This is a genomic window from Otoolea muris, assembly GCF_943193115.1.
GTDB classification, from domain to species: domain Bacteria; phylum Bacillota; class Clostridia; order Lachnospirales; family Lachnospiraceae; genus Otoolea; species Otoolea muris.
The window spans coordinates 17,240-38,852 of the sequence record NZ_CALPCY010000010.1 but is presented as its reverse complement, the minus strand read 5'-3'; the positions used below and the strand labels follow the sequence as shown (position 1 = coordinate 38,852).

Genomic DNA, 21,613 nt, shown 5'->3' with positions numbered 1-21,613 from the left:
AGTGACACCAATAGGCCAGGAAGATGAGAAGTATGTGTCGCAGTGTGCATACCAGGACTTGCAAAAGTATAGAAAAGAGGGGCTGCTGGAAATCGATTTTAAAGCAGAGTTGGAGCAGGAGTTGATGGAAAAGTATGAAAGTATTCGTTGATGCAAATGTCATTTAAGATGATCTGTTGGAGAGGAGCGTGATACAGCTATGCCAAAAACGCATGAAAAGAATGGAATTATTTATTTTGATAAACCTTTTAAAACAACATTAGTGTCCTGGGTATTAGAACATGAGTTGTGCGACAGCCTGGTTTTAGATAGAGAAGAGCTGATTGACGATGGGTGTGATGAGTGGATCTATGTCCGCTGCTATGCCAGAAGCAGAGAGTATAATAACCGCTTATATTCCGATGTATTTCTGTCAGAACTTAAAAATGAGGGATTGAGAGTGCTGTATGGCTCTGGATGCCAGCAGGAGGTAGCCTATATTGATTAGAGCATTGTACAGTGAAAGCAGACGTTCATTTTCTGTAAATGTGGCATTGACGGCAAACAAGGAATATAAGCTGTTTCGTCAGCACATTGTATTCAAATTTGATACAGGCGCAGCGGCTACCGTGCTGTCTTTAGGTGCATTGCTGAATACGCAGACCATTGAACTGTGCAGAGGAGCAGAAATAAAATTTAGCGGTGCAGATTCAGTGAAGCTAAATTCTGCTTTTGGACATGGTACTGATGGGTATAAGGCTTGCATCAAAAGCGTGAGGGTTGCCGGAACTTTCTTTGAAAATTTTTATTTTTATTTTCTGCCTAATGTACTGGAATTCACGGCATTGCTTGGCGATGATGTGATCTCATGCTGCAGTTTTACCCATGAGCCTTTAGGCCATATCCTCTGTGATATTAATATGGACTGTTATCAAAAAAGGCATAAGGATTTTGAAGATGCGATTGATGCAACCAGATTATTTATGGATGAACTAAGGCTCTGTTTATAATTGCCAGTTTGATAAAAATTTTACGGGGTAGTTCCCTGGTATGGGCGCTCTATCCTTGTCCAGAAGAATCCTTATCTCTTTTGGTCTGTTCCCGCCTCCCGGACATGGAGGCAATGACCCGGGAAAAGTGGGGGTGGATAAGAGCCTGGAAAAGGATATCAACCTGGCAATCACGCTGAAGCTAAAAGAGTATCTCGAACAATCCGATGTGGAGGTGATACTCACCAGGGAGGACGATAGAGGGCTCTACACGGAAAAAGATCACAGCAAAAAGGCGGCAGATATGAAAAAGCGGTGCCAGATAATCGAGGCCGCAAAGCCGGAGATTGTGGTCAGTATCCATCAGAACAGCTACCATGAGGAATCCGTATCCGGAGGCCAAGTCTTCTACTATAAGGGATCGGAAAAAGGAAAACGGCTGGCGGAGCTTATACAGGAGCGCTTCGATTACGTCCTTGGAAAGGGAAACCGAAGGCAGGTCAAGGCAAATGATAATTATTACCTTCTTTTACATGTAAAATGCCCCATTGTGATTGTGGAGTGCGGATTCTTAAGCAACTGGGAGGAAGCCAAAATGCTCAATTCGCCGGAGTATCAGGATCGCCTGGCGTGGACGATACATATGGGGATTATGGAGTATTTAAACAGCAGGTAAAAGAAGTTTTGGAGTTGTGCTATGGAACGGGGAGTGTCCATGTCAACACTGGAAAAAGCAATTGATTTCGACTTTTAACAGCATCCTTTTATTCCCGCGGGCAACGAGCCAAGTGGGCATGCTTGCATGCACATTTGGCGACTGCCGCGAGGGTCAAATACCCCGCTGCTCTGCAGCGCTGCATCAGTATCTATTTATCTGCTGCAAATGGAGTAAACGGCGGATTTGTATAAACATATTTTTCCATAAGTTTGGTCGCGGCTTCCTCGCTTATCGGCGCTGCATTTTCAGCGTCATATTGAGATACCGTTGAATGAAACCATGGATTTTCCGGATCCTTCGCCCCGTCATAGATGACCGACTCCGCCAACTGAAGCTTTGAGCCGTCAAAGACAAAGTAAGAATAGGATGAGTTAGAAGCTCCGCCGGATCCCTCATTTGCTATCATCCCATTTTCACAGAGATAGAATCTGTTCCTTTCCCATCCATCTAATACATGAATCAGTTCCCCGTCCGATATCGTGTAAACATCATAGATAATGCTATTGCCCGAACTATCAGGATTTGCCCCGTATCCCCCAAAAATCAGTTCGTTTATGCCATTTCCATCTATATCTGCCACCCAATATCCCAAAGTTTCATAATGATCATATTTACTCCTGTAAATGACGCTGCTAAAGTCATAATTTGCTGGTGCTTCTCCGTCATTTTTTATGATGCAATCTCTTGCGGCCTCAATCAATTCATTATACTGATTATTGATTTCAACAGATTTTTCCTCTTTATTTTCCGGTATATATGATGTTTGATATAGCTTTTGAGGGCTCATTACAGCGGTTGGTTTTGCATAGCATCTTATTGTTGGATAAAACATAAAAAAGTATAAAGCGGCAGCTATAAACAGATTTTTCATAAACATTCCCTCCGTAAGTGTATTTTTAAATGGATTATAAATTTTGGGGCAAACGATAATCGGAAAAAAATGTATGACAAAGCATATTTGTCAATGTTTAAATTATAGCATTTTTCATAGTAAAATCAATACTGAAAAATTATACCACGAATAGTTTATTAATGTGTTTTTGATTGAATCAAGATATTTTTAACATTAATAAATAAAATAATGTACAATTTAGAATATTGCACCAATTACAGCATTACTCACCCAATTCAACGCCTGCAAAAAACGTAGCCAGGAGGAGGTTCCATATCTCTCCTTGGCTGTTACTATCCCCCGCCAATTTCAACCTTGCAACCTTCAGAAAACCGGGCTATAATAATCCCATCCTGACAAACATCAGAAAAACAACCCAACCAACCAAAGCGGCTCCATCCCGCTCAACAGACAAATAAAGGTGAATACTCATGTATATTGCAGATTTACATATCCACTCCAAATATTCCAGAGCCACCAGCAAAGACTGCGTCCCGGAATCCCTGGATCTCTGGGCCAGGCGCAAAGGGATCGATCTGCTGGGGACAGGCGACTTTACCCATCCCGCCTGGCGGCGGGAGCTAAAGGAAAAGCTCGTACCGGCAGAGGAAGGGCTGTACAGGCTGAAAGACGGCCTCCGCCTTTCCGATCCGCTTTCCGGCGGGAGGCGTAATCCCCGGTTTGTGATTTCCGGCGAGATCAGCTCCATTTACAAGAAAAACGGGCAGGTGCGGAAGGTTCACAATGTCATTCTCCTCCCGGGCCTTGAGGAGGCGGAGGCGCTCTCGAAAAAGCTGGAGGCGATCGGCAATATCCACTCAGACGGCCGCCCGATCCTTGGCCTTGACTGCCGGGATCTGCTGGAAATTACGCTGGAGGTGTGCCGGGAGGCGATCTTTATTCCGGCGCATATCTGGACGCCTCATTTTTCCATGTTCGGGGCATTTTCCAAATTTGAATCGGTTGAAGAATGCTTTGAGGATCTGACGCCCTGTATTCACGCCGTGGAGACAGGGCTTTCTTCGGATCCGCCGATGAACTGGCAGCTCTCCGCCCTGGACCGTTTCCAGCTCATTTCCAATTCGGATGCGCATTCTCCGTCTAAATTGGGAAGGGAGGCCAATCTTCTGGAAACGGAGATGTCTTACGCGGGGCTTTACGGGGCGGTGCAGGAGGGAAAGGGCCTTAAGGGAACCATCGAATTCTTTCCGGAAGAGGGAAAGTATCACTTTGACGGCCACCGCAAATGCCATGTCTGCTTAAGCCCAAGGGAGGCGGCCCGCTGCGATGGCATCTGCCCGGTCTGCGGGAAAAAGCTGACGCTCGGGGTATCGCACCGGATCTCGCAGATGGCGGACCGGGACGAGGGCTTTACCCCTGCGGGAGCCAGGCCGTTTGAAAGCCTTGCGCCTCTGCCCGAGGTAATCGCCTCATGCATGGGCGTCTCTGCGGCCAGCAGAAAGGCGCAGCGTCAGTATGAGGCTCTTTTAAGGGATCTGGGAAGCGAGTTTTCGATATTAAGGGAACTGCCTCTGGAAGATATACGAAAAAAGGGCGGATATTTTATCGCGGAGGGAATCCGCCGGCTCAGGGCCGGGGAGGTAAAGCGCAGCCCCGGTTTTGACGGAGAATATGGGATCATCCGGCTTTTTGAGCCGACGGAGCTGGATGCCATGGACGGGCAGATGAGCCTGTTCTCCAGCCTGATGGAGAGCGCGGCGGCGGCGGAACCGGAAAGGAAGGCGGAAAACGAGGGGGAGAAGGCGTATATATCAGGGAATCCGGATTTAGCAGGGAATTGCGATATATCGGGGAATCCGGATTTAGCAGGGAATTGCGATATATCGGGGAATCCAGATATAGCAGGAAATCCGGACATAGCTGGCGGGCAGGATATAACAGGCGGGCCGGGGGCGGCGGCCATACCGGAAGCGCCGGATCGCCTGAATGAGGAGCAGCTTGAGGCGGTCCGCTCCCTGAATCCGCGGATTGCTGTGACAGCGGGCCCGGGGACGGGGAAGACGAAAACACTGGTTTCCCGTATCTTATATTTATTGGAGGAACGCCGCGTGAGGCCGTCGGAGATAACGGCGGTTACGTTTACCAACCAGGCGGCGCAGGAGTTAAAGAAGCGTCTGGAGGAACAGCTCGGGGGCAGACAGGCGGCAAGGCGGCTGCGGATCGGCACATTCCATTCGATCTGTTATGATCTGCTGCGGCAGGCGGAGGGAGACTTCCTTCTGGCGGATCGCGCCCTGGCGCTGGAGCTGGCGGAGGAGACGCTTGCCAAAACAGGTTTAAAGCTTAAGCCGAAAAGATTTTTGGCGAAAATTTCAGAAAGGAAAACGGCTGTTTCGGATCCCGGCGGGCTGCAGACGCCATCTGCGCCCCGGGAACCGGAGCAGAAGACGCAGGATTTGCGGCAGGAACCGGCCGACGCGCTTTTTGAGGAGGCGGCCGCGGACTACGCATCGCGCCTTTCCGGGCTTAAGGCGCTGGATTTTGACGATCTGCTGCTAAAAGCGCTTTCGCTGTCTGAGAACCGGGAGGATCCGGTCGTATGCCGTTTTCTGAAGGGCTTTCACTATCTTTTGGCAGATGAATTTCAGGATACCAGCCCCCTGCAGTACCGTCTGATTGAAGAGTGGAGCCGGGGCGGAAAGGAGCTGTTCGTCATCGGGGATCCGGATCAGGCGATCTATGGCTTCCGCGGGGCTGATGCAGAGAGCTTTCTCCGTTTTCAGGAGAAAGACGCGCAGATCATCCGTTTAAAGAAAAATTACCGCTCCACGCCGCAGATCCTGACAGCCGCGCAGACCGTGATGGATAAGGGGGGCGCTCTGGAGGCGGTCTTAGGTCCCGGGCCGAAGGCCAGGCTTTTGAAGGCTCTTGGAGAGCGCGAGGAGGCGATTTTTACAGCGAAGGAGATTAACCGGCTGGTGGGCGGGATGGATATGCTGGACGCGCAGGGCGGTTTCTACAGGCAGGAGGGACGCGCGGTGCGAAGCTTCGCCGAGATTGCGGTTCTTTACCGCACGCACAGGCAGTCAGCTTTGTTGGAGATGTGCCTGAAAAAAGAGGGGATTCCATATATTGTGGCCGGGCGTGAGGATTATCTCGACGATCCGTCGGTCCGGGGGACGCTGAGCTTTTTCCGAAGCCTCTTAAGGCCGGAGGATGGGACTGCGGCCTGGCTTTCAAGACGCAGCTTCCGAAAGATGTTTGGAAGCCGGGAAACGGGCGGTGAGGAAGGCGAAACCCGGCCCGGAACAGATGAACGATATCAGGAATTGGCAGAGAGGTTTGGGCGTGTGTGCAGGCGGGGCCGTCCGTCCGGGATCCTGCATGCATGGATGGAGGAAACCGGCCTTTTGGAGGATCCGGCCATGGAACGGCTCTGTTCCATGGCTCTTCTGCATAAAAATATGGAAGAGCTGGTAGACTGTATCGCCTTTGGACGGGAGAGCGACCTAAAGCGGTGCGGCGGGAAGACATGGACAGCGGACGCTGTGACGCTGATGACGCTTCACGGCTCAAAAGGGCTGGAGTATCCGGTGGTGTTCATAAACGGCGCGGGAAAAGGGCTTGTCCCGCTGGAATACGGCGGCCATGCCGGACGCGGCGCGGCTGACATTTCGGAGGAGAGGCGTTTATTCTATGTCGGCATGACAAGGGCCAGGGAGGAACTGATTATGACCTGCGCAGGCGAGGAGACGCCGTTTCTGGCAGATGTGCCGGAGGAGACGGCGCCCCGGGAGCAGGCCAGGATACGGACGCAGGAGAGCGGCATGCGCCAGCTCAGCCTGTTTGACTGGATGAAGCAGTGAGGATAGGCAGTAAGGCTCACGAAACAGTCAGATGCGAAGAGGAGTAAGAGCGAAGGGCAGGATTATGGTAAAGACAGAGATATGGAAAATATCGGATTCGGGACATTTTACGCAGGAGGACAGGAAACATCTGCGCGGGGCGGCAGACATCATCAGGGGCGGCGGCCTGGTGGCATTTCCCACGGAAACGGTGTATGGGCTGGGCGCCAACGCGCTGGATGAGAGGGCCGCGGCAAAGATTTATGAGGCAAAGGGGCGTCCCTCGGACAATCCTCTGATCGCGCATATTTCTTCCCTCGAGGAGCTTGAACCTCTGATCGCCCGTTTTCCGGAGGCCGGGCGGCGTCTGGCTGAAACCTTCTGGCCGGGGCCGGTCACGCTTATATTTGAGAAGAGCGGGCGGGTTCCGTACGGGACGACAGGAGGGCTTAAGACAGTGGCGGTGCGCATGCCGTCCGATCCGGCGGCGGCTGAGCTGATCCGGCTGTCCGGCGTTCCGGTGGCGGCCCCCAGCGCCAACCTCTCAGGCCGTCCGAGCCCGACGCGGGCCGAGCATGTGCGTCAGGACCTGGACGGACGGATAGATTTGATATTAGACGGCGGCCCTGTGGGGATCGGGCTGGAATCTACGATCGTGGATGTGACAGAGGAGATCCCGGTCCTTCTGAGGCCGGGGGCAATTACGATGGAAATGCTGCGGGAGTTATTGGGAGAGGTGCGCATCGATCCGGCTATCCTGGGCCCTGTGGGAGCGGACGCGCGCCCCAGGGCCCCGGGGATGAAATACCGCCACTACGCGCCGCGGGCTGAGATGACGCTGGTGGAAGGCGGGAGCGCCGCGGTGGCGAGCCGTATCCGGGAGCTGGTTGACGAGCGGCAGAAACAGGGATACACGGTGGGCGTGATCTGTACGGACGAGACAAAGGAGAGCTATCCGCGCGGCCTTGTGCGCAGCATCGGCGCGCGCTCGGACGAGAGGTCAGTAGCCCGCAATCTTTACGCGCTTTTGCGGGAGTTTGACGATCTGGGGGCGGACTATATCTATTCCGAAAAATTTTCCGACGAGCGGCTGGGACAGGCGATTATGAACCGTCTGAACAAAGCGGCGGGATACCGCGTTTTAAAGGTTTAGTAGGAACGGTGAATCAGGAAAAGAGGCGTCATGAAGGTTTTATTAGCGGCAGTCAATGCAAAATATATTCACTCGAATCTGGGAATTTACAGCCTTAAGCGGTATGCAGAGGAAAGCCTGAAGCAGAGGGATGCACGGCGCCCTGCAATCCGGATTGAATTGGGGGAGTATACCATCAATCAGACAGAGGAGAGCATCTTACAGGACATCTACAGGCGCAGGCCGGATGTGGTGGGATTTTCATGCTATATATGGAACATAGTTTATATAAAGTCGCTTGTGCGGGATCTGAAAAAGGTGCTGCCCAAAACCCGGATCTGGCTGGGAGGGCCGGAGGTATCGTACAATTCACGGGAGGTTCTGGAGACGCTTCCGGAAGCGGAGCTCGTCATGCTGGGAGAGGGCGAGGGCGCGTTTGCCGGCCTTCTGGCGGCGGAAAGAGGGAATGACGCGGGGAAATCAGGAGGAGAGGCCGGCAAAGACGGCGCAGGGACGGAGCAGGGGGAAAAACCGATCCGGCTCTCCCCTCGTTTATCAGATATCCCCGGCATTGCCTGGCGGGACGGGGAGGGAAACATCACAGTAAACGGCCCCGCGCCGCTTCTGAACCTGGATGAGCTTCCGTTTCCGTATGAGAGCCTGGAGGGATTTGAAAACCGGATACTCTATTATGAGAGCAGCCGCGGCTGCCCGTTTTCCTGCAGCTACTGTCTTTCTTCTATAGATAAGTCTGTGCGCTTCAGGAGCATTTCCCTTGTAAAAGAGGAGCTGTCCTTCTTTTTAAATCACCGTGTTTCGCAGGTGAAATTTGTGGATCGCACCTTTAACTGCAAAAAGAGCCATGCTCTCGCAATCTGGCGGTTTATCTCAGAGAATGATAATGGGATCACGAATTTCCATTTTGAGATCGCGGCGGATCTGCTGGATAATGAAATGCTGTCCGTGCTGCGTGAAATGCGGCCGGGCTTAATCCAGCTCGAGATCGGCGTGCAGACCACGAATCCGGACACGATCCGGGAAATCAGGAGGCGGACGGATCTCAAAAGGCTTGCGGAGAATGTATCCTCTATCCATACGTTTCAAAATATCCATCAGCACCTGGATCTGATCGCGGGCCTTCCCTTTGAAGACCTCGAACGGTTTAAGAAGTCCTTTAATGATGTGTACCGCATGCAGCCGGAGCAGCTTCAGCTCGGCTTTTTAAAGGTTTTAAAGGGTTCCGCCATGGAGGAGAGGGCGTCCCGCTACGGCCTTGTCTTCTGCTTTCGTCCCCCGTATGAGGTTCTGGCCACGCGGTGGCTGGATTACGGGGATGTGCTGCTGTTAAAGGGCGTGGAGGAAATGCTGGAGGTCTATTACAACAGCGGTCAGTTTGAGAATACCATGCGCGCTCTTTCCGGGGAATTTGAGGATCCGTTCTCCATGTATGAATCCCTGTCCGCCTGGTATGAGAGAGAAGGGCTGAGCGGAGTCAGTCACAGCCGTCTGGCGAGATATGAGATACTATTTCGCTTTATCGGAGCGCATGTTACCGATTCCCACAGGAGAGAGGAGTACCGGGATCGGCTGGCAGAAGATCTGTATTTGCGGGAAAATGTAAAAAGCCGTCCGTCCTTTTTAAGGGATCAGACGCCGTATAAGGAGATTGTCCGCGCCTTTTTTAAGAAGGAAGCCGAATCGCCGCGCTATCTTGCGGGTTATGAGGGATATACGGCGCGCCAGATCATAAAAATGGCGCATATGGAGATCTTAGGAGACGGGGCAGCGCTGTTATTTGACTATAAAAACAGAGACGCGCGTTTCGGAAACGCGGCCGTGACATATTTTGAGGGCATGGGAAAGCAGGTATGAGGTTGGAAGAGGCTTTGCAAATGAGAGAGAGAAACATGTATACGGCTCTGGATCTGGAAATGACAGGGCTTGATGTGAAAAGCGACCGCATCATTGAAATTGGCGCGATCCGTGTCGAACATGGTGTTGTAACCGGGACGTTTTCCACTCTTGTGAGCCCGGGCAGGGAGCTTGAGGCCCGGGTGCAGGAGCTGACGAATATCACGGACCGCATGCTGGAGGGCGCGCCGGGGATCCGGGAAGCCATGGAAGGGCTTTCTGCTTTTACGGAAGGGCTCCCGATTTTGGGGCACAACATTGCCTTTGATTATCGTTTCCTCAAACAGGCGGCGGTCGATCAGGGGATGTGCTTTGAGCGGGACGGGATCGACACGCTGGCTCTGTGCCGCCGGTTCATGCCGCCGGATGAGAAGAAAAATCTGGGTTCCGCCTGCCAATATTACGGCATCGGGCCGCAGGCCGCCCACAGGGCCCTGGCGGATGCGTTTTCTGCACATTTTTTGTATCAGACGCTTTTAAAACGCCATTTTGAGGAAAAACCGGAAGCATTTATGGCAAAGCCTTTAAATTACCATGTGAAAAGGCGTCAGCCGGCGACAAAAAAGCAAAAAGAAGTCTTGCGGGATTTGATAAAATATCATAAAATAAATCTATCTGCGCAGATTGACGGGCTTACGAGAAACGAAGTCTCGCGCATGATTGATAAAATCGTTTCACAATGTGGAAGAGCGGCAGAGAGGTGATAAGGATATGTTCAATTTTAATAATGAAAAAAGGAGAAAAACGATTTCAGCAGTCATTATTATTGTGATTGTTCTGGCCATGGTGGGCGGAATGGTGCTTCCCAGCTTATTAATGTAAATATGACATTTGGACAGGGGACAGGTTTATGAAAAAGAAGATTTTGATTGCCGCGGCAGCAGCCTGCGCGCTGACCGGCGGATATGCGCTCATCGCGCCGAGCGCGCAGGCCGGCACGATCCCCGCAGGAATGACGGCAGGGGAGTTTGATCTGGCCGGGATGACCGGAGAGGAAGCGGGTGAGAAGATTCAGGCATACGTGGAGGAGATGTCCGGCCAGGAGATAAGCCTTACGGTTGACGGAAATGAGGTCAAAACCACCGCGGGCGGGCTGGGCTTTGCCTGGAGCAATGAGGCAGAGGTTCAGGAAGCGATTGACCGCTATGCGGGCGGGAATCTTCTGGACCGCTATGTAAATATGAAGAGCCTGGAAAAGGAGCCGGTAGCGCTGGATATCGAGACGGCCGTAGATTCGGCGAAGGTGGCGGAATTTGTCGAAAACCAGTGCCAGAGCTTTGTGCGGCCGGCGCAGGACGCGGTGCTTACCAGAGAAAACGGGGTGTTTCAGCTCACCGATTCCGTGACCGGAATCGAGGTGGATGTGGAGGCCACGAAGGAGCGTCTGAATGAGGCTGTCAGGGGAGGGATTACGGAACCGATCCGCCTGGAGGCAGTCGTCACGGAGACGCAGCCCGCGAGGACGGGCGAGCAGCTCGCCCAGATTCAGGATGTGCTGGGAACCTTCAGCACGAACTTCAGCACAGGCAACGCCTCGCGCTCCAAAAATTTAAGAAACGGCGCTTCCAAGGTCAACGGCTGTATTCTCATGCCGGGCGAGGAATTTTCCGCCTATGTCACTCTGACGCCGTTTACGATTGAGAACGGATATGCCTCCGCCGGCTCGTACGCCAACGGCCAGGTGGTTGACACCGTGGGAGGCGGGGCGTGCCAGCTCTGCACCACGCTTTACAATGCGGCCCTGCTTTCCGAGATGGAGATCACGCAGCGGCAGAATCATTCCATGGTGGTGGGCTATGTAAAGCCTTCGCAGGATTCGGCGATTGCGGGCACAGTAAAGGATCTGAAATTTAAGAATCCCTACGAGACGCCGATCTACATCGAAGGAGGCGTAAACGGAGGCACGCTTACGTTTACCATATTCGGAAAGGAAACAAGGCCGGCCAACCGCGAGATTAAATTTGTATCAGAGACGCTGGGCGTCACGGATCCGGGCGCGCCCACGACAAGAGTGGATCCGTCCCTCGCTCCGGGAGCGAAGGTGCGGGTGCAGTCCGCGCACAGAGGACTCAGATCCCGTCTGTGGAAATATGTGTATATAGACGGCGTGGAGACGGAGAAGGAGATCCTTCACACAGACAGCTATATGGCTTCCAAGGCGATTTACCGCGTGGGGCCGGATCTCCCGGCCGCAGCCCCGCCCGCGCCCGCCGTCCCGGCGGAGCAGCCGCAGCCTGCAGAGCCCGTGCAGCCGGCGCAGCCTGAAGCGCAGCCGCAGCCGTCCGGCCCAGCCGGGCCAGCCGGCCCGGCCGGTGTTTCCGGTGATGTGCCGGCCGCGTAGCGGAGGTATTGCAGTGGTGAGAAACGCATGTATCCCCGCCTTTGGGCAGATGCAGGCGGGCCAGGATCTGGTGCTGGCAGGCTGCATCGCCCTCTGGGGGACGTCCAGGCTGGCGTCTGTGGGAGAGGAGAGGCTTAAGGAGCGGTTTACGCCCCGGTTTATCCGGCGGTGTCAGGAGATATATGGATCCAGGCGGCTTTCATGCTCCCCGGAATGCTTCGGCGCAGCCTCATGGTGCAGCCCCGGAGAGGGCGGCATCATGGCGGCTCTGTGGGATTATTTAAGCCATTTTGGCCTGGGCTTTGAGATTGACCTGAAAAAGCTCACGGTTTTACAGGAGACCATCGAGGTGTGCGAGGTATTTGATGTGAATCCATACCGCCTGCACACCGGCGGCTGCCTGCTGTTCACAGCGGACAACGGGGGAGCGCTGGCCAGGAAGCTGGAGCGGGAAGGGATACGCGCGAGTGTGGCCGGATGGATAACGGGCGGCGTCGGCCGGCAGATCATAAACGGTGAGACACATAGCTTTCTGGATCGGCCAAAGCCCGATGAATTGTATAAGATCGATAAGCAGCAGATATGAAGGAGGCAGGGTATGAGGGAACGAATTTTAGCGGTGATTGAAAAAAACAGCAAAATCAGCGTTAAGGAGCTGGCGGATTTACTGGGGGAGAATGAGGCGGCCGTGGCGGCGGAGATCGCTGGAATGGAGAGCGAGCATATCATTTGCGGCTATCACACCCTGATCAACTGGGACAATACGGATGAGGAAAAGGTGATTGCCCTGATCGAGGTAAAGGTAACGCCGCAGAGGGATATGGGCTTTGACAAGATTGCAGAGCGCATCTATCAGTACAGCGAGGTGAAGGCCGTTTACCTGATGTCAGGCGGCTATGATTTTACCGTCATGCTGGAGGCAAAGACCATGCGCGCAGTCGCGCAGTTCGTGGCGGAAAAGCTGTCCACCATAGACTCCGTGCTCAGCACAGCCACGCATTTTGTATTAAAGAAATATAAAGACCACGGCACTGTGCTTTGCGAGGGCCCCCAGGATGAAAGGATGTTGATTGTTCCGTGAGAAACCCATTATCAGATACAATAGTAAAGATTCAGCCGTCAGGAATCCGCAAATTTTTTGACGTTGTGAGCGAAATGAAGGGCGCCATCTCTCTCGGCGTGGGCGAGCCGGACTTTGACACGCCGTGGCATATCCGCGAGGAAGGCATCTATTCCCTGGAAAAGGGGCGCACCTTCTACACATCCAATGCGGGCTTAAAGGATCTGAAGATCGAGATCAGCAGGTATTTAAAGAGGCGCATGTCCCTGGAATATGATTATAACACAGAGATTATGGTGACCGTGGGCGGAAGCGAGGCCATAGATATCGCCCTGCGCGCCATGCTGAACCCCGGAGACGAGGTGCTGATCCCGCAGCCCAGCTATGTGTCTTATGTTCCCTGCACGCTTCTCGCCGGAGGAACGCCGGTGATCATTGAGCTGGAGGAAAAGGACGAGTTCCGCCTGACAAAGGAAAAGCTTCTGGAGAAAATTACGCCCAGGACAAAGGTTTTGATCCTCCCGTTCCCCAATAACCCGACAGGAGCGGTCATGGAAAGAGCGGATCTGGAGGCGATCGCAGAGGTGATTGAGGAAAAGGATCTCTTTGTCTTAAGCGATGAGATTTATGCGGAGCTTACATACAAGGGAGAGCATGTGTCCATCGCTTCGATACCGGGCATGAAGGAGAGGACTGTCCTGATCAACGGATTTTCCAAAGCCTATGCCATGACAGGCTGGAGGCTGGGATATACGGCGGCGCCGGCGGTCATCTTGAAGCAGATGTTAAAGATTCACCAGTATGCGATCATGTGCGCGCCCACGACGAGCCAGTATGCGGCCATTGAGGCGCTGCGAAACGGCGACGAGGATATCGCCAGGATGAAGGAAGCCTACGACGAGCGCAGGAGATACCTTTTGGGCGCGTTCAGAGAGCTGGGAATGGACTGCTTTGAGCCTTATGGGGCGTTTTATATGTTCCCGTGTATCAAACGGTTTGGAATGACGTCGGATGAATTTGCGAACCGGCTGCTTAGGGAGGAGAAGATCGCCATTGTTCCCGGAACGGCGTTTGGGGACAGCGGGGAAGGGTATCTGAGAGTGTCGTATGCGTATTCGCTGGAGGATCTGAAGAAGGCGATTGGGCGGATCAGGCGGTTTGTGGATAAGTTGGATGGGAAATAGTTTGCAGGTTGGGGGATGACGCTGGGGGGACGCCATGGAGCGGCCATATATCCAGCAGAAACCCCGCTTCCGCTCGGAGAAAAGCGCAGCGGTACTAAGCCCTTTAAAGACCTCGCTAAGTACCGGCGGTTTTCTACGGGTTTTTGCTGGATATATGGCCGCTCCATGGCTGCGTGATTGCTGGCTGTAAGGGACTGTAAATTAATATGCTGTACTGGGGATTGATGTCCTTTGCCGCGGGGTGAAGGACTTTCCTGATTTTGGGCGCAGAGGAAGGAACGTATCCCTGCCTGGGTAGGGGATGCTGTGGAATAAGGTGGGCAGGGCGCGCGGGATTTTTCGCGGCGGTTCCTTTGTTGAGGGTGAGTGAGATGAATATTGTGTTATATGAGCCGGAGATGCCAATGAATACCGGAAATATAGGGAGAACGTGCGTGGCGACGAATACGCGGCTGCATTTGATCGAACCGCTGGGGTTCCGGCTGGGCGATAAGGAAGTGAAGCGGGCGGGGCTGGACTACTGGCCGCGTCTGGACGTGACGGTTTACAGTGATTATGAGGATTTTCTGGAACGGAATCCGGGCGCGAAGATTTATATGGCTACGACGAAGGCGAAACGGGTTTATACGGATATTTCTTATGAACCGGACTGCTATATTATGTTCGGGCCGGAGAGCAGGGGGATTCCCGAGGAGATGCTGGTAGAGAACAGGGAGAATTGCATGCGGATTCCCATGTGGGGGGAAACGCGGTCGCTGAATCTTTCAAATTCGGTGGCGGTGATTCTGTATGAGGCTTTGCGGCAGAATGGATTTGAGCGTATGACGATGGAAGGGGAGCTGCACCGGATGGGGTGGACATGACGATATATCTTCATTTTGTTCATTTGATGCTTCGGAAATCTCCAAAGGAGGTCATAAAATGTCTGAGACAAGCACACTTATTCAAAGCAGGCGCGTATGGCTGGCAGGGCAGTTTTCCCCGCTCCAGCTTGAGATAAAAGACGGGCGGATCGATGGCGTATACCCATACGCCTTGCGCGATCCGGATATCGATTACAAAGACAACCGGATTCTCCCCGGTTTTATGGACATCCACACCCACGGCGCATATGGCTTTGACACAAATGACGCCGATCCGGAGGGCCTTAGGAAGTGGGCCGGGAGGCTCCCGGAGGAAGGGGTCGCGTCATTCCTTCCGACTACGGTTTCGGATCTGCCCCCTGTTTTAACCGCATCCGTAAAGAATGTCGCGGACGTGACGGAAGCCGGATATGAGGGGGCCGAGATTCTGGGAATCCACCTGGAAGGGCCGTATCTCGATATGGAGCGGCGGGGCGCGCAGCCGCCGGAGGCGGTCGTACCGGCGGATGTGGAAGAGTTTGAGCGCTACCAGCAGGCGGCCCGGGGCATGATCCGCTATATCACGCTGGCCCCGGAGCACGACGAAGGATTGAAGCTGACAAAATACTGCGCGCAAAACGGGGTTGCGGTCAGCATGGGCCATTCCGGCGCTTCGTATGATCAGGCGCTTCTGGCCGCCGCAAACGGGGCTTTGTCCGCAACCCATGTATATAATGGAATGTCCCCCTTCCATCACCGGGAACCCGGCCTTTTAGGCGCGGCCCTGCGGCTTCGGAATCTTTTCGGAGAGATCATCTGCGACGGACTTCACGCCCATCCGGCGGCGGTTTACCACTTTTTTGCCGCAAAAGGCCCTGATTTCCCGATCATGGTGACCGACTCCCTGAGAGTAAAAAATTGCCCGCCCGGCGGCATATACCGGCTGGGCGGGCATGAGATAGAAGTAGACCGGGACGGCGCGGCCCGCTTAAAAGACAGCGGCACGCTGGCCGGAAGCACGCTGCGCATGAACCGCGGCCTGAAATTCCTGGTGGAAGAGGCGATGATCCCCTTTGACGCGGCGCTGAATGCCTGCACAATCAATCCGGCCCGGCTTCTCGGCGAAGATCGGAGAAAGGGAAAGCTGGCCGCCGGGTACGACGCGGATATCGTCATACTGGCCGATGATTACGAGGTCATACAGACCTATTGCCGGGGGCGGATTGTATATACGGCGGCTAAATATCCAGCAGATTGGCAATATCAGAAAAACTGATATACAAATCATCAAAGATATTTACCTTGATAATCGAATCGAATGAATATTGGACACTCACGATATCCCCCTCAAAGTCGTTTACAGTAACGATCTTTCTCCGGGAATCAACGATCCAATACTCACGCACGCCGGCATTTTTGTAGTAGTAGAGCTTGCGTATATAATCATCTGACGGATTGCCGGGAGAAACGATCTCAATAATAAAATCCGGGGCGCCGTTGCAGCGCTTTCCATCCAGTTTATCCTTATCACAGATAATCATAATATCGGGCTGGACAATCGTAAGAGGCTTGTCGGACAGCTTAACGTCAAACGGAGCGCTGAATACCTGGCAGCCTCCGTTTTTGCGTTTGATATAGTTGTAAAGAATATTCGACAATTCCATCGACAGCATCTGATGTATCTGCGACGGGCTGGCCATATCACAGATAACATCATCAAAGACTTCTGCCCTCCGGTTCTCCGGCAGAGCCTCGTATTGTTCCAGAGTGATGGTTCCCGGCCGCAGTTGTAATGCTGGAGGCATACATAAGCTCCTTTCTGGTCATGATATTTTAACAGGAAAATGTACTTAGGAACTGCAGAGAAATAACCGATAAAACCATTATCACAGAAACCCGCATAAAATGGGACCTTGGGCTTGAAAAGTTTGAGCGGTATTTATCTGCAAAGGCCCGCCAGTAACGTAGCCGGAGACGGCTTCTGTATCCATTAGAAACCCGTAGAAAACCGCCGGCGCTTAGCGAGGTCTTTTCGAGCTTAGCGTCCGCTGCGCTTTTCTCCGAGCGGGAGCGGGGTTTCTAATGGATACAGAAGCCGTCTCCGGCGGCCCTCTCACGGCATAAAACTATGGCGGAAAAAGCTCTAACCTCCCCTACTGCGATTTCACTTCCTTCCACAGTTGATTATACACCCCATCCACCTCGTCGCCGAGATATAGGTAGACCTCGCTGCCAGCCAAATCTTCCATATCAGGGAAAATGGCCTTATTATTCTGCAGCTCCTCATCAAGAAGCTCAAACGCCCCCTGATTGGGAGTTGAATACGTGATATACTCAAAGTTTTTCAGAGCAATATCCGGCCTGCACAGAAAATTGATCCATTTTTCCGCATTTTCCTTATTCCTCGCATTAGCCGGAATCACCCATGAATCGACCCACAGATTCGTACCTTCCTCAGGAATGACATATTCCAGAGAGTAATCAAGCCCCTGCGCAGCCGTCTCTTCCTGTATATAAAGCATTTCACCGGAATAGATCACGCCTACGGCCGCCTCGCCGCCGATCATTTTGTCGCGCGCCTGATCAATCACATATGCCTGTACTAGCGGCTTCTGGTCAATCAGTTTTTTCTTTGCCTCCTGAAGCTCGGCTTCATCAGAGGTATTCATGGAATATCCGAGCGACTTTAAGGAAACCATGAAGGCGTCGCGGACGCTGTCCTGCATGAGGATCTCGCCTTCGTAAGCGGGATTCCACAAGTCATCCCATCTGGAGGGAACCGGAAGCCCCTTTTCTTCAATGAGCTTCGTATTGTAGAGAATTCCCACCGTGCCCCAGGTATAGGGGACGGAATACAGGTTATCCGGATCAAAGCCCCTGGACATTTCCATATAGCGATCTCCGATCTGATCGAGATTCGGGATATTTCCAAAGTCAATCTCTGCCAGAAGCCCGTTCTCGGCCATTCTCTGGATCATATAGTCCGAGGGACACACGACGTCATACTGTACGGCCCCGGCTTCAATGACAGGGTACATTTCTTCATTTGTCTCAAACACATCATAGGTGACCTTGATTCCGGTTTCCTCCTCAAACTGCTCAATCACGGATTCATCTATATATTCGCCCCAGTTATAGACAAACAGCTCGTCGGAGCGGGCGGCAGAGTACCGGCTCCAGGTGGAAAAGCCCACGCCGGCCCCAATCGCCAGGGAGGCCGCGGCCAGAATCCCCTTTTTGATGCGCCCGGCGAGGATGCTTTTCGATGCGGACGCCGCGTCTGAGCCGGAAGAGGGCGATTTCTCCGGCGCAAAATTCGTAATGATGAGCAGCGCCAGCACGGTCAGGAAAATGAGAGTGGACAGCGCATACATGGACGGCCGGATCCCGCGGCGCACCTCGCTGTAAATCAGGGTGGAAAGGGTGTCGATCCCCGCGCCCCTGGTGAAATGGGTCACAATAAAGTCGTCGAGCGACATGGTAAAAGCCATCAGGAAGCCGGATAGCACGCCGGGTACAATATCGGGAAATACGATCTTAAAAAATGCCTGTAAAGGCTTTGCGCCGAGATCCAGGGCGGCCTCATAAGCAGAGCGGTTCGTCTGCTTTAATTTCGGCATAACGCTCAGGATCACATAGGGGATATTAAAGGTAATATGCGAGATCAGCACAGTCTTAAAGCCCAGGGAGATCCCGAACGCGATAAATGCCAGCATCAGAGAAATTCCGGTCACGATATCCGAATTCAGCATGGGGATATTGTTCACGCCCATCACGATGCTGCGGGGCAGCTTTTTCATGCTGTTAATCCCAATAGCGGCCACGGTCCCGATGATCGTGGCGGTAAGAGCGGAGACAAAGGCGATCAGGAGCGTATTGTTCAGCGCGTTTATAATGGCCTGATTCTGGAACATCTCCGTATACCATTTTGTCGTAAAGCCGCCCCAGAGGGTTCTGGACTTCGTGTTATTAAAGGACAGAACCATCATGGTCGCGATCGGCGCATATAAAAAGATCAGGATCAGAGCCAGATAAAAATCCTGAAAAAATTGTTTAAAGCTGTATCGTTTCATCAAAATGCGGCCCCCTCTCCGTCTTTGTCATATTTGGCGATCAGAGCCATGCTGAGTAAGATAAAGAGCATCAGCACAAGGGACAGGCCCGCCCCCAGGTTCCAGTTATTCCCTCTGGTAAATTCCTGTTCAATGACATTTCCTATCAGGAGAATCTTGCTGCCGCCGAGCAGGTTGGAGATTACAAAGGTGGTCAGGGCAGGCACAAACACCATGGTAATACCGCTGATGATGCCCGGAAGGCTGAGCGGGAGCCAGACGTGAATCAGCGTCTGGAACTCGCTGGCCCCCAGATCCTTGGCGGCGTTGATGGTATTGTCGTCGATCTTGGCCATCACATTGTAGATGGGCAGGATCATAAAGGGCAGGAAATTGTAAACCATGCCCAGGATAATCGCGCCCGGCGTATTGATGACGGCAATATTCGGCAGGCCGAGGAGATTGAGCACGCCGTTGATAACGCCGTTTTTCTCCAGAAGCGTCTGCCATGCCAGCGTGCGCAAAAGGAAATTCATCCACATGGGAAGGATGAAAATAAATACCATAAAGCTTCCCTTTCCGATGCCCCGCCTGCGCAGGATCAGGGCCAGGGGAAAGGACAAAACCAGGCAGAACGCGGTGCTCGCCAGGGACAACAGGAGCGACAAAAGAAGTGCCTTTGCATGCTCCGGCGTCCGGATAGAGAGGACATTCGCAACCGTAAAGGCCCCGCTTTTATCGGTCAGGCCATAGAATACGATCAACAGGAGCGGAATCACCGTAAAACCGATCATCCAGATGATATAGGGGCCGGCTAAGAGCCGCTTTGCCGTCTTACTTTGCATGACAGCCTCCTCCTTATAGTATGGTATACACTCTCAAAGTCTCACAAAATGAGGAGCGGTGAGATGCTGAGAATATATTCGTGACAGGGAACAGCCTGCGCTTATTCCGTTACGCCCACCGCCTGCTCATCTTCAGAGGCCGGCTTATTCATGATCTGGATGTCAAAGGGATCCACATGGATGCCCACCGCCTCCCCCACGGGAACCATATCCGTGCTGTGGACAAGCCATTCAAAGCCGTCCGGCGTGGTGACCTCCATCTCATAGTGAACACCCTTGAAAATCAGGTGGGTCACAACGCCCTGGAGCGTTCCGTCCCCGGGCCGTACCAGATCGATATCCTCGGGCCGGATCACCACATCCACAGGCTGGTTGCAGCCAAAGCCCTTATCCACACAGGCAAATTTCGCGCCGAAGATTTCAACCAGCTCATCGCGCAGCATCACGCCGTCCACGATATTGCTCTCCCCGATAAAATCAGCGACAAACGCGTTCTCCGGCTCGTTGTAGATCTGCTCCGGGGAACCCATCTGCTGGATGTAGCCCTGATTCATGACCACGATCGTATCCGACATCGTGAGGGCCTCTTCCTGATCGTGCGTGACGTAAATGAAAGTGATGCCCAGCTCATTCTTTAAGCGGATCAGCTCATACTGCATATCCTGCCGCAGCTTTAAATCCAGCGCGCCCAGCGGCTCGTCGAGGAGAAGAACCTTGGGTTCATTGACAATCGCCCGCGCAATGGCAATCCGCTGCTGCTGGCCGCCGCTTAAGGAATCCACAGAGCGGTTTTCAAAGCCGCTTAAGTTCACCAGCCGCAGGGCGTATTTGATTTTGTCCTGAATGTAGCTTTTGGGTTTGTTCTTAATCTTTAAGCCAAAGGCGATGTTATCCGCGATATTCATATGAGGGAACAGGGCGTATTTCTGAAAAACGGTATTGAGCTGCCGTTTATTTGGCGGGAGTTTTGTGATATCCTCACCCCCAAAGATAAGCTGCCCCTTATCCGGAGACTCGAACCCGCCGATAATGCGCAGCGTCGTCGTCTTCCCGCAGCCGCTGGGGCCGAGAAGCGTCACAAAGGAATTCTCCCTGACAGAAAGGCTTAAGTCGTCAAGGACGATATCGCCGTCAAAGTTTTTTGTAATATGTACTAAATCAATCAGTGGCTGGCTCATAATATTCCTCCGGTCTGGTAAAAATGGCATTTGAAAACGGGCTAAAAGCTGGGCGGCGAACTGACCCAGATAAGGACGGCCCCGCCGCGGCTGGACAGATAATGCGTCTTGCCGCTGACATAGTAAAAGGATTCGCCCTTTTTCGCCTTATAAGTATGGTCGCCGAGGTGGATAGATATACTTCCCTGCAGGACATAACCGAATTCTTCGCCCTCGTGGGGGGCGTCGGGGTACGTGGATCCGCCGGCTTTAAGAGTCAGACGGATGGGCTCCATGGTGTTTTTCTGCGCATTGGGGATGATCCACTGTATTTCATTGTTCAGCTCCGGATCCTGCTTGACAAAGTAATCATTTTGCCCAAACACGATCTGTTCCTGCGGCTCCTCGTTAAAAAATGTTTTAATACTCGTGCCAAGGCACTGCAGAATATCCATCAGCGTGGCGATGGACGGAGAGGTGAGATCGCGCTCAACCTGGGAGATAAAGCCCTTGGAAAGCTCGGCGCGGTCGGCCAGCTCCTCCTGGGTCAGGCCCTTTAAGATGCGCAGTTCCTTTAAACGTGATCCTATGCTCACGGTTTGCCTCCTTCTTATAAAATATGTACTCCCGGAATCTGAGCACATCTGACAAAAAATCATCTCACAAAATCAGGCGAGGTGAGCTCCCGGGAGCACGTAAGTTTAC

20 protein-coding genes are annotated in these 21,613 nt (G+C 52.9%); 14 read left to right on the top strand and 6 right to left on the bottom strand.

The features are described 5' to 3' along the window. Window position 1: 1 nt before the first annotated feature. The 4 genes from NFS31_RS08445 to NFS31_RS08430 are packed head-to-tail and all read left to right on the top strand — an operon-like array spanning window position 2 to window position 1,644. A complete protein-coding gene (locus NFS31_RS08445) occupies window positions 2–151 on the top strand; it encodes a hypothetical protein (protein ID WP_251493429.1) in 150 nt (49 codons plus the stop codon). A gap of 48 nt (window positions 152–199) precedes the next feature. Further along, entirely contained in the window at window positions 200–487 is a 288-nt protein-coding gene (locus tag NFS31_RS08440) for a hypothetical protein (RefSeq protein ID WP_251493428.1), read from the top strand. After that, complete coding sequence (locus NFS31_RS08435; RefSeq protein ID WP_251493427.1) at window positions 480–989, top strand: retropepsin-like domain-containing protein; 510 nt, start codon at window positions 480–482, stop codon at window positions 987–989. Before NFS31_RS08440 ends, NFS31_RS08435 begins: the two co-directional genes overlap by 8 nt. Window positions 990–1,044: 55 nt before the next feature. Further along, entirely contained in the window at window positions 1,045–1,644 is a 600-nt protein-coding gene (locus NFS31_RS08430; protein ID WP_251493426.1) for an N-acetylmuramoyl-L-alanine amidase, read from the top strand. 190 nt (window positions 1,645–1,834) lie between these two features. On the opposite strand, the gene NFS31_RS08425 is transcribed toward NFS31_RS08430, so the two are convergent. Beyond that, complete coding sequence (locus NFS31_RS08425) at window positions 1,835–2,557, bottom strand: hypothetical protein (protein WP_251493425.1); 723 nt, start codon at window positions 2,555–2,557, stop codon at window positions 1,835–1,837. 452 nt (window positions 2,558–3,009) lie between these two features. Here NFS31_RS08425 and NFS31_RS08420 point away from each other — a divergent pair, with 452 nt between their 5' ends. The 10 genes from NFS31_RS08420 (at window position 3,010) to nagA (ending at window position 16,130) form a co-directional block, all read left to right on the top strand. After that, window positions 3,010–6,405, top strand: coding sequence for a UvrD-helicase domain-containing protein (locus NFS31_RS08420; protein WP_251493424.1), 3,396 nt, complete (start codon window positions 3,010–3,012; stop codon window positions 6,403–6,405). 64 nt (window positions 6,406–6,469) lie between these two features. Further along, entirely contained in the window at window positions 6,470–7,537 is a 1,068-nt protein-coding gene (locus NFS31_RS08415) for an L-threonylcarbamoyladenylate synthase (RefSeq protein WP_251493423.1), read from the top strand. Between the two features lie 30 nt (window positions 7,538–7,567). Then, complete coding sequence (locus NFS31_RS08410) at window positions 7,568–9,388, top strand: B12-binding domain-containing radical SAM protein (protein WP_251493422.1); 1,821 nt, start codon at window positions 7,568–7,570, stop codon at window positions 9,386–9,388. A gap of 20 nt (window positions 9,389–9,408) precedes the next feature. Further along, the gene (locus NFS31_RS08405; RefSeq protein WP_251493421.1) at window positions 9,409–10,131 is read left to right on the top strand and encodes a 3'-5' exonuclease; all 723 of its coding nucleotides are present in this window, start codon (window positions 9,409–9,411) and stop codon (window positions 10,129–10,131) included. A gap of 146 nt (window positions 10,132–10,277) precedes the next feature. Then, complete coding sequence (locus NFS31_RS08400) at window positions 10,278–11,768, top strand: VanW family protein (protein ID WP_251493420.1); 1,491 nt, start codon at window positions 10,278–10,280, stop codon at window positions 11,766–11,768. 13 nt (window positions 11,769–11,781) lie between these two features. After that, window positions 11,782–12,354, top strand: coding sequence for an AIR synthase family protein (locus tag NFS31_RS08395; protein ID WP_251493419.1), 573 nt, complete (start codon window positions 11,782–11,784; stop codon window positions 12,352–12,354). A gap of 12 nt (window positions 12,355–12,366) precedes the next feature. Continuing rightward, the gene (locus tag NFS31_RS08390; RefSeq protein WP_251493418.1) at window positions 12,367–12,849 is read left to right on the top strand and encodes an Lrp/AsnC family transcriptional regulator; all 483 of its coding nucleotides are present in this window, start codon (window positions 12,367–12,369) and stop codon (window positions 12,847–12,849) included. Further along, the gene (locus tag NFS31_RS08385) at window positions 12,846–14,012 is read left to right on the top strand and encodes an aminotransferase class I/II-fold pyridoxal phosphate-dependent enzyme (protein WP_251493417.1); all 1,167 of its coding nucleotides are present in this window, start codon (window positions 12,846–12,848) and stop codon (window positions 14,010–14,012) included. Before NFS31_RS08390 ends, NFS31_RS08385 begins: the two co-directional genes overlap by 4 nt. A gap of 371 nt (window positions 14,013–14,383) precedes the next feature. After that, a complete protein-coding gene (locus NFS31_RS08380; protein WP_251493416.1) occupies window positions 14,384–14,875 on the top strand; it encodes a tRNA (cytidine(34)-2'-O)-methyltransferase in 492 nt (163 codons plus the stop codon). Between the two features lie 58 nt (window positions 14,876–14,933). After that, on the top strand, window positions 14,934–16,130 hold the full coding sequence (gene nagA / locus NFS31_RS08375) for an N-acetylglucosamine-6-phosphate deacetylase (RefSeq protein ID WP_251493415.1): 1,197 nt from the start codon (window positions 14,934–14,936) through the stop codon (window positions 16,128–16,130). Here the strand turns inward: nagA and NFS31_RS08370 are convergent. The 5 genes from NFS31_RS08370 to NFS31_RS08350 form a co-directional block, all read right to left on the bottom strand. Continuing rightward, window positions 16,093–16,659: a Uma2 family endonuclease gene (locus NFS31_RS08370; protein ID WP_251493414.1), complete on the bottom strand. Its 567-nt coding sequence runs from the start codon at window positions 16,657–16,659 to the stop codon at window positions 16,093–16,095. The genes nagA and NFS31_RS08370 overlap by 38 nt on opposite strands. A 348-nt stretch (window positions 16,660–17,007) precedes the next feature. Further along, window positions 17,008–18,927: an extracellular solute-binding protein gene (locus NFS31_RS08365; RefSeq protein ID WP_251493413.1), complete on the bottom strand. Its 1,920-nt coding sequence runs from the start codon at window positions 18,925–18,927 to the stop codon at window positions 17,008–17,010. After that, on the bottom strand, window positions 18,927–19,751 hold the full coding sequence (locus tag NFS31_RS08360; RefSeq protein ID WP_251493412.1) for an ABC transporter permease: 825 nt from the start codon (window positions 19,749–19,751) through the stop codon (window positions 18,927–18,929). The genes NFS31_RS08365 and NFS31_RS08360 overlap by 1 nt, the downstream gene beginning before the upstream one ends. Window positions 19,752–19,852: 101 nt before the next feature. Then, window positions 19,853–20,929: a spermidine/putrescine ABC transporter ATP-binding protein gene (gene potA / locus NFS31_RS08355; RefSeq protein WP_251493411.1), complete on the bottom strand. Its 1,077-nt coding sequence runs from the start codon at window positions 20,927–20,929 to the stop codon at window positions 19,853–19,855. 41 nt (window positions 20,930–20,970) lie between these two features. After that, window positions 20,971–21,504, bottom strand: coding sequence for a helix-turn-helix domain-containing protein (locus NFS31_RS08350; protein WP_251493410.1), 534 nt, complete (start codon window positions 21,502–21,504; stop codon window positions 20,971–20,973). Window positions 21,505–21,613 lie beyond the last annotated feature (109 nt).

Coding starts and splice junctions, on each gene's coding strand:
- nagA (WP_251493415.1), top strand. CDS start 14,934: ATGTCTGAGACAAGCACACTTATTCAAAGCAGGCGCGTATGGCTGGCA.
- NFS31_RS08380 (WP_251493416.1), top strand. CDS start 14,384: ATGAATATTGTGTTATATGAGCCGGAGATGCCAATGAATACCGGAAAT.
- NFS31_RS08370 (WP_251493414.1), bottom strand. CDS start 16,659: ATGCCTCCAGCATTACAACTGCGGCCGGGAACCATCACTCTGGAACAA.
- NFS31_RS08405 (WP_251493421.1), top strand. CDS start 9,409: ATGAGAGAGAGAAACATGTATACGGCTCTGGATCTGGAAATGACAGGG.
- NFS31_RS08365 (WP_251493413.1), bottom strand. CDS start 18,927: ATGAAACGATACAGCTTTAAACAATTTTTTCAGGATTTTTATCTGGCT.
- NFS31_RS08390 (WP_251493418.1), top strand. CDS start 12,367: ATGAGGGAACGAATTTTAGCGGTGATTGAAAAAAACAGCAAAATCAGC.
- NFS31_RS08415 (WP_251493423.1), top strand. CDS start 6,470: ATGGTAAAGACAGAGATATGGAAAATATCGGATTCGGGACATTTTACG.
- NFS31_RS08410 (WP_251493422.1), top strand. CDS start 7,568: ATGAAGGTTTTATTAGCGGCAGTCAATGCAAAATATATTCACTCGAAT.
- NFS31_RS08360 (WP_251493412.1), bottom strand. CDS start 19,751: ATGCAAAGTAAGACGGCAAAGCGGCTCTTAGCCGGCCCCTATATCATC.
- NFS31_RS08440 (WP_251493428.1), top strand. CDS start 200: ATGCCAAAAACGCATGAAAAGAATGGAATTATTTATTTTGATAAACCT.
- NFS31_RS08400 (WP_251493420.1), top strand. CDS start 10,278: ATGAAAAAGAAGATTTTGATTGCCGCGGCAGCAGCCTGCGCGCTGACC.
- NFS31_RS08420 (WP_251493424.1), top strand. CDS start 3,010: ATGTATATTGCAGATTTACATATCCACTCCAAATATTCCAGAGCCACC.
- NFS31_RS08425 (WP_251493425.1), bottom strand. CDS start 2,557: ATGAAAAATCTGTTTATAGCTGCCGCTTTATACTTTTTTATGTTTTAT.
- potA (WP_251493411.1), bottom strand. CDS start 20,929: ATGAGCCAGCCACTGATTGATTTAGTACATATTACAAAAAACTTTGAC.